The organism is Geobacter sp., assembly GCF_027327745.1.
Lineage (GTDB): Bacteria > Desulfobacterota > Desulfuromonadia > Geobacterales > Geobacteraceae > Geobacter.
Genome location: NZ_DAHVYG010000080.1, coordinates 20,211 through 41,893, shown reverse-complemented (window position 1 = coordinate 41,893; position 21,683 = coordinate 20,211). Strand labels below are relative to the sequence as shown.

Below are 21,683 nucleotides of genomic sequence, written 5' to 3'. Positions count from 1 at the left end.
TCGCCCCTACGATTTCTCCTTCGCCATCTTTTCCACCTCCGCCACCAGGGCGTCGGCCATCTCGCTCTCGGGGACCTTCCGAACGATCTCCCCGTGACGGAAGAGAAGACCCTCTCCCCGGCCGCCGGCAATCCCGACATCGGCCTCGCGGGCCTCGCCCGGGCCGTTCACGACACATCCCATGACGGCAACCGTCAAGGGGGTGTCTATGACCGCAAGCCGTTTTTCCACTTCCTGCGCAACGCCGATCAGGTCGATCTGGCACCGGCCGCAGGTGGGACAGGAGACGAAATTAATCCCTTTCCGGCGAAGACCCAGGGCCTTCAGAATCTCCCAGCCCACCCGGATCTCATCCACCGGATCGCCGGTCAGCGACACCCGCATCGTGTCGCCGATCCCCTCCGAGAGCAGGATGCCGAGTCCCACGGAAGACTTGATGGTGCCGGAAAAGATGGTGCCGGCCTCGGTGATCCCGATGTGGAGCGGGTAGTCGACTCTGGTGGCGAGAAGCCGGTAGGCATCGACCGTTTTCGGAACGTCGGATGCCTTGAGGGATATCTTGATCTGGTCGTAGCCGAGTTCCTCGAGAATCCGGACGTGGCCGAGGGCGGACTCCACCATCGCCTCGGCGGTGGGATGCCCGTATTTTTCCAGAAGCTCCTTCTCGAGCGAACCGGCGTTGACGCCGATCCTGATCGGGACAAGACGTTCGCGGGCGGCCCTTACGACCTCTTCCACCTTCCACCGTTCGCCGATATTGCCCGGATTGAGGCGAAGACCGTCGATCCCGCCGTCCAGAACCTTCAGCGCCAGCCGATAGTCGAAGTGGATATCGGCGATGACCGGTATCGGGCTAAGCCGCTTTATGTCTGCGAGGGCCACGGCCGCCGCCATATCGGGGACAGCGCAGCGCACGATCTCGCATCCCGCCGTGGCGAGGGACCGGATCTGGTCAATGGTTGCCGCAACGTTGCGGGTGTCGGTGTTGCACATGGATTGGACCGAGCAGGGAGCCCCGCCGCCAACCGGTACGTTTCCTACGCGAATCTGCCTGGTTTGCCGTTTCATAAGCGGGCATAGTAGCCGCAACGGCCGGGAAAAGTCAAGAAAGGAAGAGCCCGCCGAAGCGGGCTCCTGGAGGGTTTGGCAGAAGGGAGGGATGGTGTCAGAAAGAATACCCCAGCCGGGTCCCCACGAGGAAGTATTCGAAACCGGTGGCGGTGCCGGCCCCCAGGGCGTAGTTGCCGAATTCACCGTTCACCTCGGCGGTGAAGTGATTGGTCAGCCGGTACGAAACCGTGCCGGTGATGCCACCGAAGAGATCGTCGGTGTGGTCGCCGTAGCGGTCGAACGACTGGAATCCGCCGTAGGGTTCGAGATAAACCGCCAGCCGCTCTCTCTTCCAGTCGAGAGAAAGGAAGATCTGGTGGGCCATGAAGTTGTTCGGATCGAAATATCCCCCCCTGCTCTGCCGTTCGAAATCAAGATAGCGGAAGCGGTACCCGGTCCGCAGGAACGGATTCCCCGTGAGCAGCGTATATGATGGTGCTATCACCGCATCATGGGCGTGGTTGGAGTCGGAATAGTCGCGATAGCTGTAGGAACCGTAGAGGAAAATCCGATCGGTGAGCCGCTGTGAGGCGGAAAGGCTGGTCGCCAGGACGCGGATCCGCTTCTCCACGAGTTCAGCGGTGTCGGTGAGGGCCTCCTTGCGGACGCCGAACCCGATGGAGCCACGGCCGACCTCGGCGTCGGCATTGAGCCGCCAGGTAAGGATGGTGTTCGTGGTTGAGTCGTCAACGATATGGATCCCTCCACCGCCGCCGATGCCGAGCCATGACAGGAGCCGGTAATACCCTCCGGCGGCAAGAGTGTGGGCGTTGTTATGGCGCGACGGGTCGTGGGAATCCGCATGGGCGTACTGGGCTGAAGCGCTCCACCCCGGCTCCTGATAGGTGTAGGAAACACCGTAGCGATTCTGCCGGTTGTCGTCGGTATCGCTGTAATAGCCGTAGCGGGCATCGACGGTGTGGTTCACGGTCCGGTCGATCTCCTCAAGAAGCCCCTTCAACTCACGCTCCTGATAGGGGTAGGACGGCTTGAGCTGACGGGCATTGGCAACGGCACCCTTTTTGTCTCCTGTGTCGATAAGCGCATGGGCAAGCCCGATCCGGGTATCAAAGTCGTCGCCGCCGGCAAGTATATGATTGTAAATGGCAATCGCTTCCCGGCCGTTCCCTTTCCATCGGAGCGCGTTCGCCTTCACCAGGAGGGCGTCGCGGTTTTCGGGCCCGGACGAAAGGACCGTGTCAGCCTGGCCGATGGCCTGCTCCTGTTTCCCCTGCCACGACAGAACCCGTGCAAGGTGTATCCGCGCGGCGGCATCAGCCGGTTCATCGGCCAGAATCGCCTCAAGCTCCCTCACGGAGTCGTCGAGGCGGTCGGCCCAGGAAATGGCCACCGCCATCCGCAGCCGTTCGCTGGCCGGAAACGACCGTGTAAGGGAAAGTGCCGCCACGTACTGGCTCGCCGCGTCGGTGTAGTTGTCCTTTCCGGTAAAGAGATCCCCCAGCTCCTTATGGAGTTCCGCCTTCTCCTGCGGCGCGGCTGCGGCGTCGATCCGGCTGCGGTAGGCGGCCACCGCCCCGGTCACGTCTCCGGAGCGGAACATTTCGGCGGGGGTGGCGGCAAAGGCGGCACCGGCACCGAGAACCAATGTGCACGCGACGAGAAGAGGCCATATCATCTTCATTTTCCTCCCAGATACTGATTGAAAGACACTAGATCAAGACGGTTGTCGATATTGAGCCGTGGTATCTCATCGGGATTGCTCACCGGGCCCCAATATCCCTCGTTCGAGGTGAGGATCTCGGTGAAACCCGCCCTTCGCGCGGCATTAATCCGATCGCGGTCGTAGATACCGTACGGCCAGGCAAGAACGCGGGCCCGCTTTCCGAGCTCCTTCTCCACGGTTTGTTGAAAGCGCATGAGATCGGACTCCACCTCTGCAGTGGTCGCAATTTTCGCACGATTGAACGCATGGAGATCGTAGGTATGACATGCAACCTCCACGAGGTCGTCGGCGACGAGATAGCGGTACTCATCCCAGCTCAGTACCGGCCGCCTCCCGTCCCGTTCGATGAAGCTCCCCGCATGGGAGCCGATGACGGCGATGGTGGAATGGAAACCGTATTGACGGAACAGGGGATAGGCATAATCGATGAACGTGGCATAGCCGTCGTCAAAGGTGATGACCACCGTTTTTTCACCACGGGCCTTGAGCGTTGCCGCATCGCACACCGGCACGGCACGGTAGCCGTTTGCGTAAAGCCATTCCATCTGCGCGGCGAAAAGTGCCGGCGAGATCGTGAACGGGTCCCCGTACTGATTGGAGATGTCATGGTAGAGCAGGACCGGCACGCGCCACGTTTCCGCTGCCACACCGCCGAGGGGAAGGGCAAGGGAAGTGAGGGCGGCACCGGTCAACACCATGAATTCACGCCGCGTAATCTCCATGGGTTACTCCGGAATCCGGGCAAGGTAGTCGCGATAGATGCTGAAGCTCTCTTTGAGAGCCGTATGGTAGAGGGGATGGTCCCATCCCTCCCAGGTATATTGTCTGACACCCGGGGAGGAAAAACCTGCAGGAAGGGCGTCGGTCAAATTTGACGGCCGGCCGGTCTCCGCCGCCAGCAGCCCCATCCCCGATGGCATGTAGCTGCAGGCAATGATGCCGATTCCCTCCGTCGGGCGGGTCTTCTTCCCCCCTTCCATCCAGAGAATCTGCCGCGAGCTCGGGTCCGTAACGTTGATGAGTCCCCACGGGATCCGCAATTCAATCATGCTGCCGGTGACACGGACATCGGACAGGGAGTTGAAGTCGGGGGCCCGGCGATCGAGGGAGCCGAAGCGAAGCCCGCTCATGGAGAAGACGCGGGAGGGGTAGAACCGGCTCCGGTCCTTGCTGATGCGCCGGTGGTTGGTGATGTTCTGCATCGGAACCCATTCTCCCAGGTCCGAGGGGCGGGGTCTGACGGTTTTCTTACCTTCGTTCAGGTACTTGTCGTAGTGCCGCGTGACAAGGATCCTGCTCTTCCCCTCCCCTGCCAGATGAATCACGAACGAAAGTCCCATCGGGCTCTCGCCCCGGCAGTCAAACGGCAGTGTCAGCTCACCCTTCCCCGACCCACTGGGATCGAGCCCGATGAGGTAGTGGGCACGGGAAAAGTCCACCGGGGCGGCCGTCTCGAGGCAGAGATAGAAAAAACCTTCATCGTGCTGGGCGGAAAGCCTCGCCAGGGTCCGCGAACCGTCGCATCCGTCGCCGAATCGGTGGAAGGGGCCCCCATCCTTCTCGTAGAGAATCGCCGCCTCCCGCCACTCTTCCCGCCTCCCGCCGAGCGTGGCCCGCAGGGCGGGATAACCGGGATATGCCGCAAGGAGCCCGTAGTTCTGCTCGGCATCCTGGAGATTGAACCAGAACGGATTTCGCTCCGCAGGGAGCTCATAGGGGAGAAACACCCAGTTGCGCTTGAACCATTCGTCGAACCAACTGAAGACCATCCCCCCCGCCATGCCGGAATCCCGGATAGCGTCCATCATGAGGCCGTTAATCCGTCCCTGGGCCTTCTCGTCGTGACCGCCGTGATGCCAGCCGTCCTGCTGCCAGTGGGTAATTTCCCGGCTCGAAGGGACCCCGAACTCGGCAATGACCACCGGCTGGGAACCGTGATGGCGCTTGAGTTCCTTGAGATAGTCGAGGTAGGGGCTCTGACGGTTCAGGTAATCGTTATTTAGGAAATCGGGGTAATAGGGGTAGACGTGGTAAGAGGCGAAGAACCCGGCCCCACGCCCGGCGCTGATTTTTGCCGGATCGAAGGTCTCCACGTCCTCGTCCTCGTTGCAGGCATCCATCGCAACCTGGTAACCCTGCCAGCGCAACCCTTCACCGTAGGTCGATTCGGAGGGGTGAACGAGTGGGTCGAGCGTAGGCCAGTTGGTGATGGTCACCGGGTGAGTGACCCCGTACCGCTCGTCCTCATAGCTCTGCAGGAAGTCGCAGGTCTCGGCGGCCCACGCCTCGAAGGGAGGCCCTTCCTCCATCCGGAGAAACCGGCCGGCATACCGTTGCGAAGCCCTGCCGCGGGAATCGTTGAAGGCCCGAACGGCGCAGCTCTCCCACTCCCGTCCCACCACAAAGCCGGCCAGCCACGGGGTCACGTCACTGCGGTAGGCACCATGGGGCAGCCCCGGCCGTTCGGGGAACTCGGCGCTGCCACAGACCGCATCGACCGCTTCGCGGATCTGGCGCCGGACATAATCGGTGTACTTCGTGCCGCGAAAATCGTTATCGTCCGGGAGCTCCAGCCAGACCCCCTGAAACAGGAAGAGCCGCCCTCCCCGGCCGTTGAACTCGGCAAGGGCGTCGTAGAAACCGGGGGGGTGAATCGTGTAGATCCGGAGCGAATTGACCCCGAGCTCCCCCATCTGGCGAAACCACGAGAGATAGGTCCCTTTGCAGATCGGGTACTCTCCGGGGAAATATCCAGGGAGACCCAGCCCGAGATTGATCGCCTTGATGAAAAAGCGTCGCCATGTCCCGTTTTCATCTATTTCCAGAAAATCTCTGTGGGCACGGAAACGGGAAATGCGATGCGCCGTCGATGCGGGGGCAATGCCAGGCCGCCCGATCCGTTCCGCCCACACATTGGCATCGCGGTCGGCGGGGTCGATCTCCAGGGCCTGGTAGAAGGCCCAGCGGGCGGTGGGGAGATCACCGAGAGCCTGAAAGGCGAGACCGAGGCCGACAAAACTCCGGGCACTTCGCCCCTTCTCCTGGGCCCGCCGGAAGATGTTCAGCGCCTCCTGGTGATCCCCGCGCTCCAACGCCGAAAAACCAAGCGACAGGTGGTCGGCAGCAGGTATCGAAACCCGCTTGGCTCCCGTCACTTCGGCACCCCGCTCCCCATCGACTTCGCAAATGAAGCCAAACGGAGGAACAGTCCATGGACTGCCTGCTCAAAGGGTTTGAACCAGTCACAGGAGGAAAAGAACATGAACGAAACATAGCCGACGAATAACGAGAGCAGAAGCACCCTCGGCATCACATAGAGCAGCCGCTCAGGCAGTCGAACCAGATATTTCACCGTGAATCTCCCGTCGTTTGGGCTTTCCCCACCCCTTTTTCCAGAAGAAGAAGGTGGCGAGCAGACGTTCCACAACGATAACCTGCCGATAGCCGAAAAACTCCAGCAGGCCGAAAAAACAAAGTTTCATGACATCGCCGAGCTTGCCGTACCTCTTGTAGATCAGGTTGTCCAGCAGGATGGAGGCGAGGTTGATCCACGTTCCCCAGAGGACGGCAAGCAGAAAGAAGAGGATGGCAAATTCACGGCTCACGTGGCCGAGGATGAAGAGGATGAGAAAACCGACATAGCCGAGAAACTCCACGGCCGGTCCGAACATCTCCACGAAGAAGAAATAGGGGAATCCGAAGATCCCCACCATCCCGTACCGCGGGTTGAGGAACATCCGCTTGCCGTGCCAAAGGCTGTCGATCAGGCCGCGGTGCCAGCGGTTGCGCTGTTTGAGCAGAGAGACGAGGTCCGACGGCACCTGGGTCCAGCATACCGGATCGGGGACAAAGACCACCTTGTACCGAATCTTCTTTTCACGGCAGTGGCGATGGAGCCTCACCACCAGGTCCATGTCTTCCCCGACGCTCTTGCGATATCCGTTGACCGCAACCACCATGTCCTTGCGGAAGATGCCAAAGGCCCCCGAGATGATGAGCAGGCTCCGAAAGTAGTTCCAGGAGGTCCGACCGGACAGGAACCCCTTGGTGTATTCCACCGACTGGAAACTCTCGAGGAGGCCCCGCGGCGCCTTTACCTTCCTGACGACACCGTCCTCCACCTCGCACCCGTTCAGCACCCGGACGATCCCACCGGTGGCTATCACCTCCCGATCCTCGACGAAGAGCCGCGTGGCCCGGATAAGGGCATCGTTTTCCAGGACCGAATCGGCATCAATCGAACAGAAAAGGGGAAACCGCGAGGCGTTGATCCCGGCATTCAGCGCATCGGCCTTGCCGCCGTTCTCCTTGTCGAGCACAAACAGATGGGGATGATCGATCGAAACGTACTTGGCAATCAGCGGCTCGTGGGGAACCACGAGGCTGATCGGCCGGTCGATCCGGACGAGACGGAACTCTTCGATGAGCCGATTCAGTGTACCGTCCGTCGAACCGTCATTGACGACGATCACCTCGTATTCGGGGTAACGGAGCGCCAGAAGGGACTTGATCGAGGCAACAATGGTCTTCTCCTCGTTGTAGGCAGGCACGAGAATCGAAAGGGGACGGTAAAACATCCCGTTAAGAGTATTGTCGATGCTATGACTGGTGATTGTGGTGAGATAATTTCGGATGTCGCGCAGGGAAATGATCGTAAACAGGGTATAAAATCCGTTAAGCACGATGAAGTAGATGAAGACGACCGGCTGGAGAAACAGCAGGATTTCGACAACCTTATGAAGCATAAATGAGCCTTTTCAGAACGTACTGGGAAACATCGCGGACAAAACGGTCTTCGCTCTGCGTTTCCTCCACCAGGACGTCAAGCCCTGCTTCCCCCATCTTCGCCAGCGCATGTGCCGAGTTTATCCTCACATGATAGCTCTCGTCGTGAAGCAGATTCCGCAGCGGTGAGATAATGTCCGGTGAATAGAGATGGGCGTTCTTGGCAGCCACGCCTCGAATACGCCAGTCGGGGTCCCGGAGACACTCGGTCAGCAACCACTCCTCGTCCACTGCGGAAAACCGTTCGAGCGTACGGATACAGGCGATCCGCATCTCGGCCACATCGCGAAAACGCGTAAAGCACGACAACACCATTTTCTGGGCCGAAAAGAACATTTCCGCACCGCAGGCCTGGATGATGTCCCGTTTGAGAAGCACCGGCAGCTCCGGGTCCGCCATGAGTTCATCCAGAACCTCCACAAGCAGGGCATCCTGCTCGTGCTCCCGGAACGACCGGATGATGTTGGTATAGATGTACTCGTTGAATTTGCCGGACATGAAAAGGGGATCCCTGAGGATCCGGTTGATGGTCGGCAGGTCGGTACGCTGCGCGATAAGACTGAGCGCCCATACCGCCTTTGGTATGATCCGGCTGTCCTTTTCCCCGGCAAGGACAGATTCGAAAACCGGTTTCAACTCGGGGAAACGGAAGTAACCAAGCTTTTCTACCGCTATGAAACGCCTGACCCAGCGACGGGACCCGAGCATTTCCCGGTAATGCACGTCGACGCCGAGCTCCCGGACGCACCGGCGAATATTTTCAGCCATTTCGCCGCTTACGTTTACTAGCATGGTGGCGACCACATTGCCGAGCGCCTCGTACTCGAGGAAAGTCTGGGGGGGATGGACGGGATGGGAAGGATCGTAGAACCGGTGCGCCAGATCGGCAAGGTAGGTTTCGCGCAACTGCTCAAGCTTTTTCGCCCGGCGCTCAACGTGCAGCTTGTGGAAAAGAAGGACCAGGAACAGAAGGAACGTGACCGCAAAAAGAAGCACGTTGATGGTGATAATGATGTCGCGGAGCGTTTCAGACCCCATTAAGGTTTGAACAAATTCCGTTATCAGTTGACACTCCCTTCCGCCCGAACCCATTATTTTTGGAGCGACAAGTCTAGACGCTACCCGGTCATTTGGCAACTCAAAATTACGTGAAAAACCCGGGGAATCAATAGAATTGACAATCCGTTCTCTTTCCTGTTTATTGGAAGGCATGAAAAAGACGGTCCACCGGAAAGAAGTCAAATCAGCCAAATCCAAACCAGCCACACAGCCAAAGAAAGGGGACATCATCGATGTCTCCGTGTTCGACCTGAACGAAGAAGGTTTTGCGACTGCCGTTTACGAAGGGATTCGGCTCTTCGTCTCAGGGGCCTTGCCAGGCGAGGATGTCCGCGTCCGGATCACCCATGCCGGTCGAAGGGAACTCACCGGGGAAGTCATCAGGGTGCTTCGCCCGAGCACGGACAGGCTCCCCGATCCACCCTGTCAAAGGGCGGGTTTCTGTGATGGCTGTCCGCTGATTTCAATGCGGTATCCAGGCCAACTGGCATGGAAGCGCTCGTACGTGGAAAAGTCCGTTCACGCCCGCCGGAGCCTGAGGGACGTCCCAGTCCAGAGCGTCCTCCCCTCACCGCGCCCCCTCAACTACCGGAACTCGGCCAAGCTCGTGGTGGCAGGGACGTTCCGCTCCCCCGTCATAGGCATTTATCGCCGCAACAGTCACGATGTCCTGGATATCAGCGATTGTCCCCTCCACCATCCGCTCATCAACCGGATAGCTGCAACCGTCAAGGATGGGATAAGGAAGGGAAAGGTGCCGGTTTACAGCCCGCGAACCGGAAGCGGAATTCTGCGATATCTCGTGATACGGGTCTCTGAACGGCACGAACGGGCTATGGTCGTCTTCGTCACTTCACGACGAAGCTTCAACGAAATTCATCATCTGGCAAAATATGTGCGCCAGGCAATACCTGAAGTCGACGTGGTGGTCCAGAACGTAAATGCCTCGGAAGGAAACGTCATCCTCGGCCAGCACGATCACTACGTCAGCAAGGACCACGCAATTATCGAGGAAGTGGGGGATATCCGCTTTTCAATCTCGCCCCGCTCCTTCTTTCAGGTCAACAGTGGCGGCGCCCGTCTTATCTATGACAAAGTCCGGGAGTGGAGCTCCCTTACGGGATCCGAGTCGGTAGTCGATCTCTATTGCGGGATTGGCGGCATTTCTCTCTATCTCGCCGGGCAGGCGCGAGAGGTGCATGGCATCGAGTTCGTCGAAACGGCCGTGGCCGATGCCGAAAAGAATGCCCGCCTGAACCATATCGACAATTGCACCTTCGAGTCGGGGGATGCGTCGGAACTGCTGGAGGCTCTGCACGAGGAAGGAAAACCCGTTGATCTGATCGTCCTCAACCCTCCGCGGAAAGGGTGCGACCGCCGTGTTCTGGAGACCGCCGCAGCCATCGCCACACCCAGGATCATCTACGTCTCGTGTTCCCCCCTCACGCTTGCCCGGGATCTGGAAATCCTCGCGGAGCTCGGGTACAGGACCAGGGAGATCCAGCCTGTCGACATGTTCCCCCAAACTCCCCACATCGAAAACGTGGCCCTTGTCGTCAGGGACGCGGCTCCCGAGAGCGGGGCACGCATCCCCCGCAAACCTGCTGCTTCTGATAAGATCAAAAAGAAGAGGGGGACTGCCTGAGCCCCCCTCTTCATACCACGATCCGGATTCCTCTCTCTATTTACGCAGCACCTTGACTACGGCCGAAAAATCCTCTTCGCCCCGACCGTCCCTGTCCCCCTGCTCGTACACCGAGCAAGCAACCCGGGCTCCCGGCAACTCAAGCCCGAGACTGTCCGCCTTCTCCAGCACAAGCTCAAGCTGTTGGTGAACATACTTGAGGGCCAGGTTCCTCGTGAAATCACCGCGGGCGATACTGCGCCCTTTCGAGTGGAACAGGGGCGACGCCACACCGCCGGAATCGAGCACCTCAAGAATCTTGTCGACACCGAAGCCGAGTTTCTCGCCGAAAACTATTGACTCGGCCAGGGCCTCCATCATCTCTGCCTGAACAAGGTTTACGACAAACTTCATCAGGGTCGCTTCCCCGACCCCCCCCACCTGGATGATATTCAGCCCGAAGTAGGAGAAGAGCTCGCGACAGCGGCCCACCAGGGAGGGATCTCCGCCGGCGAGGATGGTGAGGAGCCCGTTGGCGGCATGTTCCTTGGTCCCCCAGACCGGGGCATCGAGGAACATTACCCGGTGCTTGGCCGCTTCGTCCGCCATTTCCATGGTGCTTTCGAGGGAGTGGGTCCCCATGTCGACCAGAATCGTTCCGGGATCAATACCGGCAAAAATTCCGTCCGGGCCGTAGACGTCGGGCCGGAGCCGCTCCTTCTCGGGCCGGATGTAGATCACGAGGTCTTTACCTTTGGCGGCCTCCCGTGGAGTTGCCGCACTGGCAGCCCCTTTTGCAACAAGCTCGGCTACGACCGAAGCCTCTGAATCATATACGGTGAGATCGTAGTTTCCCTTCATGAGATTGGCAGCCATATGCCTGCCAACCGTTCCCAACCCGAGAAAACCTATTTTTTTCAACATGGCGCGCCTCCTGGATTACGGATTAAAGATCATGTCACGGATGAATAATACTACAACCGCTTCAAGTCCTGCACAATAGGGGAAAAACAAAAAAACGACATTCAGCGGTGCCTTGTCACTCCGACACGGTCGCAGAACCTGGCCAGAACGCAGGTTGAGCACCGCGGGGACAACGGAGTGCAATGATTCTGACCAAAGGTCACGAGATAATCATTGATCACTCCCCAATATTCCGCGGGCAATTTTGCGCGCAGGGCGAACTCAGTCTGCTCCGGAGTCCTGGTATCGACATATCCCCAACGATTGGTTATCCGGTGCACGTGGGTGTCGACGCATATCCCGGGCTTGCCGAAACCGAGTGTCACCACCAGATTCGCCGTCTTTCGCCCCACCCCCCTGAAGGTCAGGAGCTCGTTAATATTGTCCGGAACCTGACAGTCGTATCGCTCGACGAGAGTACGGCAAATCTCCAGAATTTGGGCAGCCTTGTTCCGGTAGAAACCGACGGGGTAAATTGCTTCCTCCACCTGCTCCCGCGACAGAGCCAGCATCGCTTCGGGAGTATCGGCCAGCGCAAAGAGTCGCTCCGAGGCGGGACCGGTAGTTCGGTCCTGGGTCCTGAGAGAGAGGATGCAGGAGACCAGAACCTTGAACGGATTCCCCTCGCGCTGCGAAACGATCGTAACCGCAGGGCTCGGCCACTGCCTGACCGCCTCCGCCAGAAGCGCCATCGCCTCGTGAATGTCGTCGTCCCTCACTAAAGACCCCGGTTCCTGAAGATGCGCATGAAAAGGACCCCCATGATCGAAAGCGAGAGTCCAACGCAGAGGAAAAGATAGCCTATGCTTCTGCCGTCTCCCCATCCCCAGAGATCCTGCCCGTTCATGAAACCGATGAGATACAGTCCCGAAAACGTGAGAACTCCTCCTATCACATACAGCACCATCGCTAAAATGCCGAGGCCGAGCCCCCGCGCCTGCACCATGTCCGTTCTCCTCGTCTGCCGTTGGGTCCCGGCCCCACATCCATCGTCGCCGGATGAGGGCGCATTCTACCGAAAGAGGGGCGCCATGACAACCGCAAAGTCCCGGCATCTCCGACATATTGACGCGTCAGGCAACTCTTTGCTTGCAATGGGTACCGCAGACATGTTTTATTAGGAAGCTGAAAGGTTTCCCATGAAGGAATTGATCGATTTGCATATTCACTCTTGTCATTCCGACGGGGTCCATCCCCCGGCGGAGCTGGTCCGGATGGCGGCCGAACGGGGTCTGGCGGCCATCGCCGTAGCGGACCACGATGCAGTGGAGGGAATCGATGAAGCCGTTTCTGCGGGCGCTCAGTGGGGAGTCGAGGTGATTCCCGCGCTGGAACTCTCCGTCGAGCACGGCCGCTACCGCGACATGCACATCCTCGGATACTGGATAAACCACAGGGATGATGCGCTGCGGGAAAGACTGGCCGAATTCAGACGGATCCGCGACGATCGTGGCCGGGCAATCGTAGAGAGGATCAACCGTAAGCTAGTGGCGGCCCGCAAGGCCCCCCTCTCCTATGAGCAGGTCCGCTCGCTCGCCGACGGAGCGGTTGGCCGCCCGCACATTGCCCGGGTGCTTATGGATGCAGGATACGCCCGGGACATGGGCGACGCATTCAAGCGGTATCTCATTCCGTTCAACGTCCCCAAGCGCTATATTCCGGCGGCCGATGCCATCGCCGAGATAAGGCGGATTGGTGGGGTGGCAGTGCTTGCCCACCCGACCACTGTCAGCGACAACCGGCGAGAACTCCGGCGGATCATCGAAGAGCTCATGCAGCTCGGCCTTGACGGAATCGAAGTGTTCAACAACATGTGCCAGAAAGACGAAATGATTTTCCTTCAAAGCCTGGCCGACGAGTTCGGCCTCATCGTTACGGGTGGTTCTGACTATCACGGGATCGAGGACGATGTCGAGATCGGAATCGGGCGGGGAGGTCTCGCCATCTCACGCCACCTTGCGGTCGAACTGAAGAAGAGGGCTGAATCGCGGGCAGCGACTCGGGGAATGCCCGTCGAATAGAGGTGCGCCAATGGCTGACGCGCGGGAAGTGCTGGAGATGATGCGGGAAGTCGTCAGGATCAGGATCTCCATGCTGCGCGACGGGGTGACATTTTACGAAGACTCCCGCAGAAGCTACTACCTTCAGGAATACGAGGACAAACTTCGCCAGCTTGATCGGCTGATCCGCAAGGCAAGCATCAGGATAATCACAGGAAAAGGTGACATCTTCCCCGAAGACGATGCTCCGGAATAGAAAAAGGACCCGGATATGTGCGGGTCCTTTTTTCTAATCATGATGTTTCGGATGAGATGCGAAAACGTCATTCCTTATACGATTTATAGCTGACGATCTTAAGGTCGTCTTCAAGCTTCACAACCCCCTCCACACCAGCGGCGATACGCAGCGTCTCCCTTTTCTCGTCTTCGGAATGCACGTGCCCTGAGAGCTTCACGACGTTCTGCCCGACCGAAATCCTGAAATGAATGTTTCCGATGGCATTCGAGCGGAGGAGCTCCGTTTCGATCTTTTTGCAAAGGATGACCTCGTCGATCAGCCTGGAGGTCTCTTCATCTCCCTCCTTGAGCCGCGGGTCCTTCGCAGCGGCAACGATACTCTCGATGATCGCGCTTTGAGACATCCGCGCGGTGTTAAACACCAGATCGTAACCGAGGGGATCATTCCAATCGCGATCGAAGTAAAAATGGATGAAGCCGCCGCGCTGGTGATCGCTTTTGCGGATCAGTTCGCGAGCCAGGTCGGGATCGATCCACTCGCGCTCCGACAAACTCTCCACACGGTCCTCAAAGGGGGCTATGAAACGGATTTTCAGGACATTCCGGGTACGGGCAAGAAGGTCCTGGGTACCACGCCCATAGAGGATGACGTTTCCCTTTTTTGCACATTCGAGAAGAATGATCTCGATGGTATTGAGGTGGGCCGCATGCGCCCTGTCCTCCGCAGTGATGTAGACTGGCGGCTTTTCGTCCACCCGCTTCAGTATTTCACGATCCAGACCGTATTGCGGAGCAAGCTCGGCTATCTTGCTGCCGTCGACAAGAGTATGCTTAAGTCGCTTGGCAACTTCTTTGGCGACATGGTATGCTCCTGTTCCCATTTCTCTGGATATCGTGATAATTGCCATTCTTCCTCCCGGATTTCTGAAAAAAGTGCTAAATACTAGCATGACCGAAGATGCGTATACAAGGGGATATTTGGGGCGCAGGCCGGTCATCATTGTACAGGATACGACATGAACGCTGCCACGAATTTCACGCTACGCTTTGTCCTGTTCGCCCTGATCCATTCGGCCCTTGCGACGAAGCGACTGAAAGAGGCCGTCCTTCGCCGGTCACCGAAGGTGGCACGGTTCCACCGCATCGGTTACAACATCGTAGCGCTCGTGACATTCGCGTGGCTGATGTCGGCATGGCCGCTGCCGCCGGTTCTCTATGTCGTGCCGGGGGCCGGCAGCCTTGTTTTTTACGCTCTTCAGGCGGGAATACTGTTTGCCCTCGTCCGTTGCCTCGTGGAGACAGGGGTGTCGGATTTCATCGGCACACGATCGTTTCGGGAGCATCAGCCGTCCAGCAATCTCGTAACTTCCGGCTGTTATGGACGAGTGAGGCACCCCCTCTATTCTCTCGCCCTTCTCCTGATGGCGTTCAATCCCGTGATGACGCTGAAATGGCTCCTGCTGACCGTATATTCGGGGATCTATTTCGTGATTGGAGCAAAGATGGAAGAACGGAGGCTGGAAGACGAGTTCGGGGACGTTTATCGGGAATACCGAAACAACGTGCCAATGTTCATTCCAGCACCCCACCGGCACACCAAAAACAAGCTATAGCAGGACAAGGCACCATCGGCAGCACATTCCAGCCGAAACCGGTACCAAGCTAATCGAGGCGTATTTTCTGCACCCCGGGCACCGACGCGACATCATCCACGACCCTGCATTCAAGATTGCCGGTGCTGAACCTCACCTCGAACTCGAAGTACATCTTGGACGTCTCGACATCCTTCTCCACGCTGACATCGACCAGCTCAAGCCGGCACGTCTCCAGAATATTCCTGATCCGCTCCAACTGCCCTTCCAGATCATCGCTCCAGACCTTGATCGTGCTGTACTTGTCCCGCTTGAGAACACCCTCCACCTTCTTGAGAAGCAACAGCGTAGCGAGGGAGATCGAGGTTACCACCACAGAGACTGCGTAGAGTCCCGCGCCACAGGCGAGCCCTATCGCAGCGGCGATCCAGAGGCAGGCCGCCGTGGTCAGGCCACGAATCGAAGCCCCTTCCCTGATGATGGCACCGGCGCCGAGAAAACCGATGCCGGGCACGACCTGTGCGGCAATCCGGGACGGATCGACTCCGACGGGACCACTGCCGCTGAAGTTGCCGTACACGCGGTAAAACTCGATGGAAGAAGCGGCGAAGAGACACGCACCAAGCGATACGAGCAGGTGGGTTCTGAAGCCGGCTGGGCGGCCGTGGATCTCCCGTTCGAGTCCGATGAGGGCGCCGAGCAAAGATGCCAGGACCAGCCTGATAATTATTTCGACGTTGAAATCCATAACGCAGACAGTTACCCAGGCGATCACACCGCCGGGAATCCTATTCTTGCACCTCGAAGAGGAGGAGCGAAAGGTGGTAGTTCTTGCGATGGGGACCGTATTTCACCATGAGAGGGATCCGGAAAAAGCCGTCGGCAGACCGTTCCGGGGGGCCCGAAATCTCCAGTGACGGCTCCGATGACGGCTCCGGAAATTCCGTCGTCGCCGGACTGGCGGCGGCTTCAGCAGGCACCGCGGGCTCTTCGGCGACACTCCCGGCCATGCATGCCTCCGCCGCCGCTTCATCGTCAAAGCGTTGTTCCCTCAGCCGTGAGAGGATCTGCTTCACCACAGCGGAGAGTGCCTGAATCACCCCTTCTCCGGTTGTTGCAACCACCGGCAACACCGTTGTCCCCGTCAGTGAGAGCGCCTGAAGCATCTCGGCGGGGCCTGCCGCTTCGGGCAAATCCCCCTTGGTACACTGGACTACGCAGGGGGTCATGGCAAATGTCCGCTCAAAACCCGCCATGTATTCCCGCAACTTTTCAAGGTAGTCCCGGCTTGCCGTCACCCCCTGCGTGGAGGAGTCGGCAACGAATACGATCCCGTCAGCACCTTTCAGCACCGTCTTCCAGCTCGAAGGGCTCGCGACCTCCCCCTGAACCGTGTAAACGTGGAATCGAACCCGGCAGCCGTTGAAGTCGCCAAGTTCGGGAGGCATGAAGTCGAAGAAGAGCATCCTGTCCCGTTGCCCACCCATTGTCTTCAGCGGGCTCCGGTGCTCAGGCTTCAGCTTCCGGTGAACGAACTTCAGGCTTGTCGATTTGCCCGCATACGGAGGGCCGAAGTAGACAATCTTGGCGTTGATTTCCCGTTTCGATTTGTTGAACAGGGCCATGGAAAATTCTCCTATCTGTCTTTCTTTTTGGCCATAACAAGTTTCTTCGCCTGAGTCGAGAGGACGGATGAGATGTTCTTGCTTTTCGCCATCTGGGCGAGGTCCTTTTCCCCAAGAGTCGCAAGCAGACGAAGCGATGTCGGCAGAGGCGTCTTGTTATTCTCAACCAGGGCCTTGCGTATCTGGTAATTCTTGACCCACTCCTTGTTGGCACAGATTACGCGAATGATCTCGTCGTTCTGAATTGCCGACTTGGAAATGGCAAGCACCTCTGACTCGGTAATCCGGGGATTCCTGATAACCGTTCCCGACACGAGCTTGTTGGAATCCTTGATGAGGATCATCCGCCACTCTTTATCCCCGGTCTGGGCGATCTTGATTTTCTCCGCGACCCCCATCGTCTGGGCAAGCTGATACTTGCTTTTGAACGCCTCACTCTCTTCATCGACGGGCTCGTCGGTTTCCTCGAACACCTCTTCTGTCGACTCCACCTCCTCGGCATCCGGAGACAATGCGTGTTCGTCGGCCGGCGGCACTACGACCCCCTTTCCCTCAAGGAAGATACGGGTTTCGATATCGCAGTTCGGGTGAGCCGCCAGCAGTTCCGCCAGATGACGAAAACGGTAAAAAAGACGTGCCACGGCATTCAGTACGCTGGGATGGAGATCGGGTGATGACACGGCCCGGCAGAGATCATTTTCCGCAATATTGGCGAAGGCCTTGCGAGCACCCTCTCGCACCTCGCGGTCCGGATCGTTGGCCAGGAAATAGAGTACCGTCACATGATCGGCGGGGGGGGGGCTCACTCCCCCCGAGACCATCTTCAATTTTTCGTCGCGCGGGGCGCCCGGACGCAGGAGAGCGGCCGCCGGCGCAGATAGCTTCAGCGTGAAGGACAGAACAACGCTCCCTTATGGTTTCTTGCGCTCGACAACGATGGGACGAAGCCCTTTTTGCTTGAGCTTCGCGGCAGTTTTGACCGCGTCTTCACGTTTCGTGAATTTCCCGGCGGTCAACACGAGCGTCGGGACTGAAACCGAGGTCTTCCTGAGGGACGGCTTGATCCCCAGAGCCGCAAGCCGCTGCTGTTCTTTCACTGCCCGCCCATGCAGGAAGTAGGACCCGGCGTATACCACGAACTTCCCGCCTTCTTTCAGAACAAACCCGTCCACCGTGGCATCCTTCAGCTTGGCAAGCTCACGCCCGGCACTTTCCCGGTCAGCGAATTCCCCCAGGTAGAGTCGAATCATCGGTTCCATTTTCTTCGCCCCCTGCTTTACTACCGGCGTGAGCCCGGAGTCCTGAACCTTCTCCTTGTCACGCTCCATCGCATCAGCCACTACATATTCACCGATGCGCAAGGTAAACTCGCCCGTTTCCCCGCCTTCAGACTTCTTGGCAGAGGCAGCCGATGCGCCCGCACTCTTCTTCCCGGCAGCCCGGGCAACCTTTACACCTTTCTCTTTGGAAGCGGCCTTCTTCTTTGCCGAAGTGGCCCCCTCCTTTCTGAGATCCTTGCCGGAAGCGGCCGGCGTGCCGCTCCCCGCAGAAGAGGCGCCGCTAGTTTTCGGCTCTCCCTTGGGAACAACCTTTGCTACTACGACAGGTTTTGCCACTTCCTTCTTTTGCGGAGCGGTCTCCGTCCTGGCGGGCTTGGCAGACTCGTTCTTCGCCGGCTTCGGAGCAACGGCTTTACCCTTGTCGGCAGAAGGCTTGACAGGCTCCCCCTTTTTCTCTTCCGGCTTCGCGGCAGTGGCAGGGGAAGCCGGAGGTGCTTCCTTCGTTGCGGTACCGGCCGCCGGCTGCGCCGTGGCCTGAGTCCCGGCCGGTTTTTCCTCCGGCCGCGGAGGGATGGGCTGCTTCACCTGGGCACTCTGCACCGGTTCGGGCGCCTTGGCCTCCTCACGCGGCTTGATCAGTCCGGTGAAGTAGTAAAGATAGCCAAACACCGCCACTAGAAGAAGGAGCACCAGGAGGAGAACGCGGGTATTCCCCCCTCCCCTCTTCGGCTCATTCAAACCGGGCTCAATCTCAAAATCATCTTTCATTGACCAATCCCTCCCATGCGTATCCCCCCACATCAGTGGTGGTTATTCTTGACCTCGCCCCTCGCCGCCTCGGCGATCACTTTCTGCGCGAGGTGGGTCGGCACTTCTTCATAGTGGGAAAACTCCATGGTGAACAGCCCCCGGTCGCTGGTCATGGATTTCAGGTCGTTGGCGTAGCTGAGCACTTCGGCCATCGGCACCACCGACCGGATGATCTGGGAGTTCGCTTTGGGCTCGACGCCGACCACCTTCCCGCGCCGCGAGTTGAGATCGCCGATCACGTCCCCCATGGTTTCTTCGGGAACCGTCACCTTCAGATTCATCATCGGTTCGAGAAGCACAACCTTGGCACTCTCCATCGCCTTCTTGAACGCTAGGGACCCTGCAACCTTGAACGCCATCTCGGAAGAATCGACGGTATGGAACGACCCGTCGTAAACGGCTGCCTTGAAGTCGACCACCGGATAGCCGGCCAGAAACCCTTCCTGGGCCGCCTCGAAGATCCCCTTCTCCACGGCGGGGATGTACTGGCGCGGGATAACCCCACCAACAATCCTGTCCTCAAAGGAAAACCCATCACCCCGGGAGAGGGGGGAGAACTCCACCCAGCAGTCGCCGTACTGCCCCCGGCCGCCGGACTGCTTCTTGTACTTCCCCTGGGCCTTGACAGTCGCCTTGAAGGTCTCAAAGTACGGCACCTTCGGGGTTTTCATCTCCACATCGACGTTGAACTTCCGCTTGAGCTTCTCAATGGTCACTTCAAGGTGCACCTGCCCCATGCCGGAGAGGATCAGCTCGCGGGTCTTCTCGTCACGGCGGACCTGAATGGTCTGGTCCTCCTCCATGAGGCGCTGGAGGGCACCGTGAATCTTGTCTTCGTCGTTCTTGGTCCTGGGCTGGATAGCGTAGGAGATGACCGGTTGCAGCGGCTTGGCCGGCTCGTAGACGATCGGCTTCTCCTTGTCGCAGAGCGTGTCGCCGGTGAGGGTTTCCTTGAGCTTGGCTACCGCCACGATATCGCCGGCCGCTGCCTGCTTGACGGCTTTTTGCTTTTTCCCCTCCAGCTCGTAGATCTGGCCAATACGCTCCTCGCAGTCACGGCAGGGGTTGTAAACGGTCGAATCGGCATTGAGGGTGCCCGAATAGACCCGGAATATGGACATCTTGCCGGTGTAAGGGTCGGAAGTCGTCTTGAAGACCAGCGCCGAAAAGGGGGCAGACTCGTCCGGAGCCCGTTCCTCCAGATCGCCGGTCTTCGGATGTGTCCCCACCACCGCTCCCCGGTCGAGGGGTGACGGCAGGCAGTGACAGATGTAATCGAGGAGATGTGCTACCCCGACATTGAGGGTGGCCGAGCCGCAGAATACCGGGGTGAAGGTGTATCGAAGCGTCCCCACCCGCAGGCCGTCCAGGATCTCCTCCTCGGTCAGTTCGCCGGTCTCGAGGTATTTCTCGGTCAACTTGTCGTAGGCCTCGGCGGCCGTCTCGACCATGATATCTCTCAGACGCCGGGCCTCCGCCAGATCCGCCGCGGGTATATCCTCCTCGGTGAACTTTCCGGAACCGTCGGTGACATAGCGGTAGGCCTTCATCCTGACGAGATCGATAACCCCTTCGAAGGTCTCGGCAGCGCCCAGGGGCATCTGGACCGCCACCCCCCGAGCCTTGAGGGTCTTTTCCATGTCGTCGAGGGCCCGCAGAAAATTCGCGTACTCGCGGTCCATCTTGTTGACGAAGGCGATGCGGGGAAGTTCGAATTCGTTTGCCCATTCCCAGACTTCCTCGGTCTGGACCTTCACGCCGGAAATGGCCGAAAGGATCACGACGCACCCGCCCAGGGCACGCAGGCAGGCCCGGGTGTCGGCAATGAAGTTCCCGTAGCCCGGGGTGTCGACGATATGCAGCGAGTAGCCGTTCCATTCGCAATGATCGAGGGAGGATGAGATCGTAATCTTCCGCTTGATCTCCTCGGGCTCGAAATCCATGGTGGAGGTTCCGTCGTCGACCCGTCCCAGCCGGTCGATCATCCCCGCGGTGTAGAGGATCGCTTCGGTCAGAGAGGTCTTGCCTGCGCCGCCATGGGCGACAATTCCGAGGTTTCTCAGCTTTGCGGTATCATACTTGCCCATACATCCTCCCGTGAAGAAAAGGTCGGTCAGCTCTGACCGTGATTCCCGCTGCTCAATGTTCGGTGTTGCGCTGATGCAGTATCCTCAGTCCCTCCAGAGTCAGATATTCCTCGACCGCCTCGATGCATTTCGACTCCGCTGCGATAAGTGCCGCCAGCCCCCCGGTGGCAATCACCTTCGGAGTATCCCTGCTTTCCGTCTTGATCCGGGTCACGATCTCGTCGACGAGACCGATGTAGCCGTAATAGATGCCTGCCTGCATGGAATTGACCGTATTCTTGGCGATGATGGAGGGCGGCTTCACGATGTCGACCCGCGGCAGCTTGCTCGCCTTCTGGAACAGCGCCTCCGTCGAGATCATGAGGCCGGGAGCAATGGCGCCGCCGCAGTATTCACCCTTGCGATTAACGTAATCGAAGGTCGTGGCGGTGCCGAAATCGACGATGATGAGCGAAGTCCGGTATTTCTCGTATCCGGCAACGGCATTGACGATACGGTCGGCCCCCACTTCCTTCGGGTTGTCGTACTGGATCGGCATGCCGGTCCTGATGCCGGGCCCCACCACTAGGGGCCGGAAACCGAAGTAGGAGATGGAGAGCCGTTCGAGCACGCCGGTCAGGGTCGGAACCACCGATGAGATGATGATGTCGGTAATATCCTTGAAACCGAGCCCCGCCAACCGGAAGAGCTCGTGCAGCAGAATGCCGTACTCGTCGGTCGTCTTCGCCTTGTCGGTCGAAACGCGCCAGTCGCGCAGCAGCCGCTCCCGGTCGTATATTCCGAGCACTATGTTGCTGTTTCCCACATCGATAACGAGAAGCACGCCC

At 58.8% G+C, this 21,683-nt stretch carries 21 protein-coding genes; 4 read left to right on the top strand and 17 right to left on the bottom strand.

Annotated features, from left to right (window positions below; genetic code table 11):
* Nucleotides 1-6: 6 nt before the first annotated feature.
* From ispG to M6689_RS15090, 7 genes are all read right to left on the bottom strand, one after another.
* Nucleotides 7-1,068: a flavodoxin-dependent (E)-4-hydroxy-3-methylbut-2-enyl-diphosphate synthase gene (gene ispG / locus M6689_RS15120; RefSeq protein ID WP_298273307.1), complete on the bottom strand. Its 1,062-nt coding sequence runs from the start codon at nt 1,066-1,068 to the stop codon at nt 7-9.
* A gap of 97 nt (nt 1,069-1,165) precedes the next feature.
* Nucleotides 1,166-2,752, bottom strand: coding sequence for a lipopolysaccharide assembly protein LapB (locus M6689_RS15115; RefSeq protein WP_298273306.1), 1,587 nt, complete (start codon nt 2,750-2,752; stop codon nt 1,166-1,168).
* Nucleotides 2,749-3,516 carry a polysaccharide deacetylase family protein gene (locus M6689_RS15110; protein WP_298273305.1) on the bottom strand — a complete coding sequence of 256 codons (768 nt, stop codon included), beginning with the start codon at nt 3,514-3,516 and terminating at the stop codon, nt 2,749-2,751. The genes M6689_RS15115 and M6689_RS15110 overlap by 4 nt, the downstream gene beginning before the upstream one ends.
* A gap of 3 nt (nt 3,517-3,519) precedes the next feature.
* A complete protein-coding gene (locus M6689_RS15105; RefSeq protein WP_298273304.1) occupies nt 3,520-5,949 on the bottom strand; it encodes a tetratricopeptide repeat protein in 2,430 nt (809 codons plus the stop codon).
* A complete protein-coding gene (locus M6689_RS15100) occupies nt 5,946-6,146 on the bottom strand; it encodes a hypothetical protein (protein ID WP_298273303.1) in 201 nt (66 codons plus the stop codon). Before M6689_RS15100 ends, M6689_RS15105 begins: the two co-directional genes overlap by 4 nt.
* Nucleotides 6,121-7,539, bottom strand: coding sequence for a glycosyltransferase (locus M6689_RS15095; RefSeq protein ID WP_298273302.1), 1,419 nt, complete (start codon nt 7,537-7,539; stop codon nt 6,121-6,123). Before M6689_RS15095 ends, M6689_RS15100 begins: the two co-directional genes overlap by 26 nt.
* Nucleotides 7,529-8,869: a HEAT repeat domain-containing protein gene (locus M6689_RS15090; protein ID WP_298273301.1), complete on the bottom strand. Its 1,341-nt coding sequence runs from the start codon at nt 8,867-8,869 to the stop codon at nt 7,529-7,531. The genes M6689_RS15095 and M6689_RS15090 overlap by 11 nt, the downstream gene beginning before the upstream one ends.
* On the opposite strand from M6689_RS15090, the gene rlmD reads away from it, so the two are divergent.
* Nucleotides 8,790-10,283: a 23S rRNA (uracil(1939)-C(5))-methyltransferase RlmD gene (gene rlmD / locus M6689_RS15085; RefSeq protein WP_366949753.1), complete on the top strand. Its 1,494-nt coding sequence runs from the start codon at nt 8,790-8,792 to the stop codon at nt 10,281-10,283. The genes M6689_RS15090 and rlmD overlap by 80 nt on opposite strands.
* 36 nt (nt 10,284-10,319) lie before the next feature.
* Here rlmD and M6689_RS15080 read toward each other — a convergent pair whose 3' ends face one another.
* The 3 genes from M6689_RS15080 to M6689_RS15070 form a co-directional block, all read right to left on the bottom strand.
* The gene (locus tag M6689_RS15080) at nt 10,320-11,186 is read right to left on the bottom strand and encodes an NAD(P)-dependent oxidoreductase (protein ID WP_298273300.1); all 867 of its coding nucleotides are present in this window, start codon (nt 11,184-11,186) and stop codon (nt 10,320-10,322) included.
* A 101-nt stretch (nt 11,187-11,287) separates the two neighbouring features.
* The gene (gene nth, locus M6689_RS15075; RefSeq protein ID WP_298273299.1) at nt 11,288-11,944 is read right to left on the bottom strand and encodes an endonuclease III; all 657 of its coding nucleotides are present in this window, start codon (nt 11,942-11,944) and stop codon (nt 11,288-11,290) included.
* Nucleotides 11,944-12,171: a hypothetical protein gene (locus M6689_RS15070; protein WP_298273298.1), complete on the bottom strand. Its 228-nt coding sequence runs from the start codon at nt 12,169-12,171 to the stop codon at nt 11,944-11,946. Before M6689_RS15070 ends, nth begins: the two co-directional genes overlap by 1 nt.
* A gap of 193 nt (nt 12,172-12,364) precedes the next feature.
* On the opposite strand from M6689_RS15070, the gene M6689_RS15065 reads away from it, so the two are divergent.
* Nucleotides 12,365-13,246 (top strand): PHP domain-containing protein, encoded by an 882-nt coding sequence (locus M6689_RS15065; RefSeq protein WP_298273297.1) that lies wholly within the window; start codon nt 12,365-12,367, stop codon nt 13,244-13,246.
* A gap of 10 nt (nt 13,247-13,256) precedes the next feature.
* Nucleotides 13,257-13,481 (top strand): hypothetical protein, encoded by a 225-nt coding sequence (locus M6689_RS15060; protein WP_298273295.1) that lies wholly within the window; start codon nt 13,257-13,259, stop codon nt 13,479-13,481.
* A 67-nt stretch (nt 13,482-13,548) separates the two neighbouring features.
* Here M6689_RS15060 and M6689_RS15055 read toward each other — a convergent pair whose 3' ends face one another.
* Nucleotides 13,549-14,370 (bottom strand): cytidylate kinase family protein, encoded by an 822-nt coding sequence (locus M6689_RS15055; RefSeq protein WP_298273293.1) that lies wholly within the window; start codon nt 14,368-14,370, stop codon nt 13,549-13,551.
* 108 nt (nt 14,371-14,478) lie between these two features.
* Between M6689_RS15055 and M6689_RS15050 the strand changes: the two genes are divergently transcribed.
* Nucleotides 14,479-15,075 carry an isoprenylcysteine carboxylmethyltransferase family protein gene (locus M6689_RS15050; RefSeq protein ID WP_298273292.1) on the top strand — a complete coding sequence of 199 codons (597 nt, stop codon included), beginning with the start codon at nt 14,479-14,481 and terminating at the stop codon, nt 15,073-15,075.
* Nucleotides 15,076-15,124: 49 nt separating this feature from the next.
* On the opposite strand, the gene M6689_RS15045 is transcribed toward M6689_RS15050, so the two are convergent.
* From M6689_RS15045 to M6689_RS15020, 6 genes are all read right to left on the bottom strand, one after another.
* Complete coding sequence (locus tag M6689_RS15045) at nt 15,125-15,802, bottom strand: MgtC/SapB family protein (RefSeq protein WP_298273313.1); 678 nt, start codon at nt 15,800-15,802, stop codon at nt 15,125-15,127.
* Between the two features lie 40 nt (nt 15,803-15,842).
* On the bottom strand, nt 15,843-16,679 hold the full coding sequence (locus tag M6689_RS15040) for an ADP-ribosylation factor-like protein (protein ID WP_298273291.1): 837 nt from the start codon (nt 16,677-16,679) through the stop codon (nt 15,843-15,845).
* Between the two features lie 11 nt (nt 16,680-16,690).
* Nucleotides 16,691-17,500: a hypothetical protein gene (locus M6689_RS15035; RefSeq protein WP_298273312.1), complete on the bottom strand. Its 810-nt coding sequence runs from the start codon at nt 17,498-17,500 to the stop codon at nt 16,691-16,693.
* Nucleotides 17,501-17,590: 90 nt separating this feature from the next.
* Nucleotides 17,591-18,697: an SPOR domain-containing protein gene (locus M6689_RS15030; protein WP_298273290.1), complete on the bottom strand. Its 1,107-nt coding sequence runs from the start codon at nt 18,695-18,697 to the stop codon at nt 17,591-17,593.
* A gap of 62 nt (nt 18,698-18,759) precedes the next feature.
* Nucleotides 18,760-20,856, bottom strand: coding sequence for an elongation factor G (gene fusA, locus M6689_RS15025; RefSeq protein WP_298273289.1), 2,097 nt, complete (start codon nt 20,854-20,856; stop codon nt 18,760-18,762).
* Between the two features lie 52 nt (nt 20,857-20,908).
* Nucleotides 20,909-21,679 carry a type III pantothenate kinase gene (locus M6689_RS15020; protein ID WP_298273287.1) on the bottom strand — a complete coding sequence of 257 codons (771 nt, stop codon included), beginning with the start codon at nt 21,677-21,679 and terminating at the stop codon, nt 20,909-20,911.
* Between the last annotated feature and the right edge of the window lie 4 nt (nt 21,680-21,683).

Bases quoted from the DNA above. Each gene is read 5' to 3' on its own strand.
- ispG (WP_298273307.1), bottom strand. From the start codon at position 1,068: ATGAAACGGCAAACCAGGCAGATTCGCGTAGGAAACGTACCGGTTGGC.
- M6689_RS15115 (WP_298273306.1), bottom strand. From the start codon at position 2,752: ATGAAGATGATATGGCCTCTTCTCGTCGCGTGCACATTGGTTCTCGGT.
- M6689_RS15110 (WP_298273305.1), bottom strand. From the start codon at position 3,516: ATGGAGATTACGCGGCGTGAATTCATGGTGTTGACCGGTGCCGCCCTC.
- M6689_RS15095 (WP_298273302.1), bottom strand. From the start codon at position 7,539: ATGCTTCATAAGGTTGTCGAAATCCTGCTGTTTCTCCAGCCGGTCGTC.
- rlmD (WP_366949753.1), top strand. From the start codon at position 8,790: ATGAAAAAGACGGTCCACCGGAAAGAAGTCAAATCAGCCAAATCCAAA.
- M6689_RS15090 (WP_298273301.1), bottom strand. From the start codon at position 8,869: ATGATGTCCCCTTTCTTTGGCTGTGTGGCTGGTTTGGATTTGGCTGAT.
- M6689_RS15080 (WP_298273300.1), bottom strand. From the start codon at position 11,186: ATGTTGAAAAAAATAGGTTTTCTCGGGTTGGGAACGGTTGGCAGGCAT.
- M6689_RS15070 (WP_298273298.1), bottom strand. From the start codon at position 12,171: ATGGTGCAGGCGCGGGGGCTCGGCCTCGGCATTTTAGCGATGGTGCTG.
- M6689_RS15065 (WP_298273297.1), top strand. From the start codon at position 12,365: ATGAAGGAATTGATCGATTTGCATATTCACTCTTGTCATTCCGACGGG.
- M6689_RS15060 (WP_298273295.1), top strand. From the start codon at position 13,257: ATGGCTGACGCGCGGGAAGTGCTGGAGATGATGCGGGAAGTCGTCAGG.
- M6689_RS15055 (WP_298273293.1), bottom strand. From the start codon at position 14,370: ATGGCAATTATCACGATATCCAGAGAAATGGGAACAGGAGCATACCAT.
- M6689_RS15050 (WP_298273292.1), top strand. From the start codon at position 14,479: ATGAACGCTGCCACGAATTTCACGCTACGCTTTGTCCTGTTCGCCCTG.
- M6689_RS15045 (WP_298273313.1), bottom strand. From the start codon at position 15,802: ATGGATTTCAACGTCGAAATAATTATCAGGCTGGTCCTGGCATCTTTG.
- M6689_RS15040 (WP_298273291.1), bottom strand. From the start codon at position 16,679: ATGGCCCTGTTCAACAAATCGAAACGGGAAATCAACGCCAAGATTGTC.
- M6689_RS15035 (WP_298273312.1), bottom strand. From the start codon at position 17,500: ATGGTCTCGGGGGGAGTGAGCCCCCCCCCCGCCGATCATGTGACGGTA.
- fusA (WP_298273289.1), bottom strand. From the start codon at position 20,856: ATGGGCAAGTATGATACCGCAAAGCTGAGAAACCTCGGAATTGTCGCC.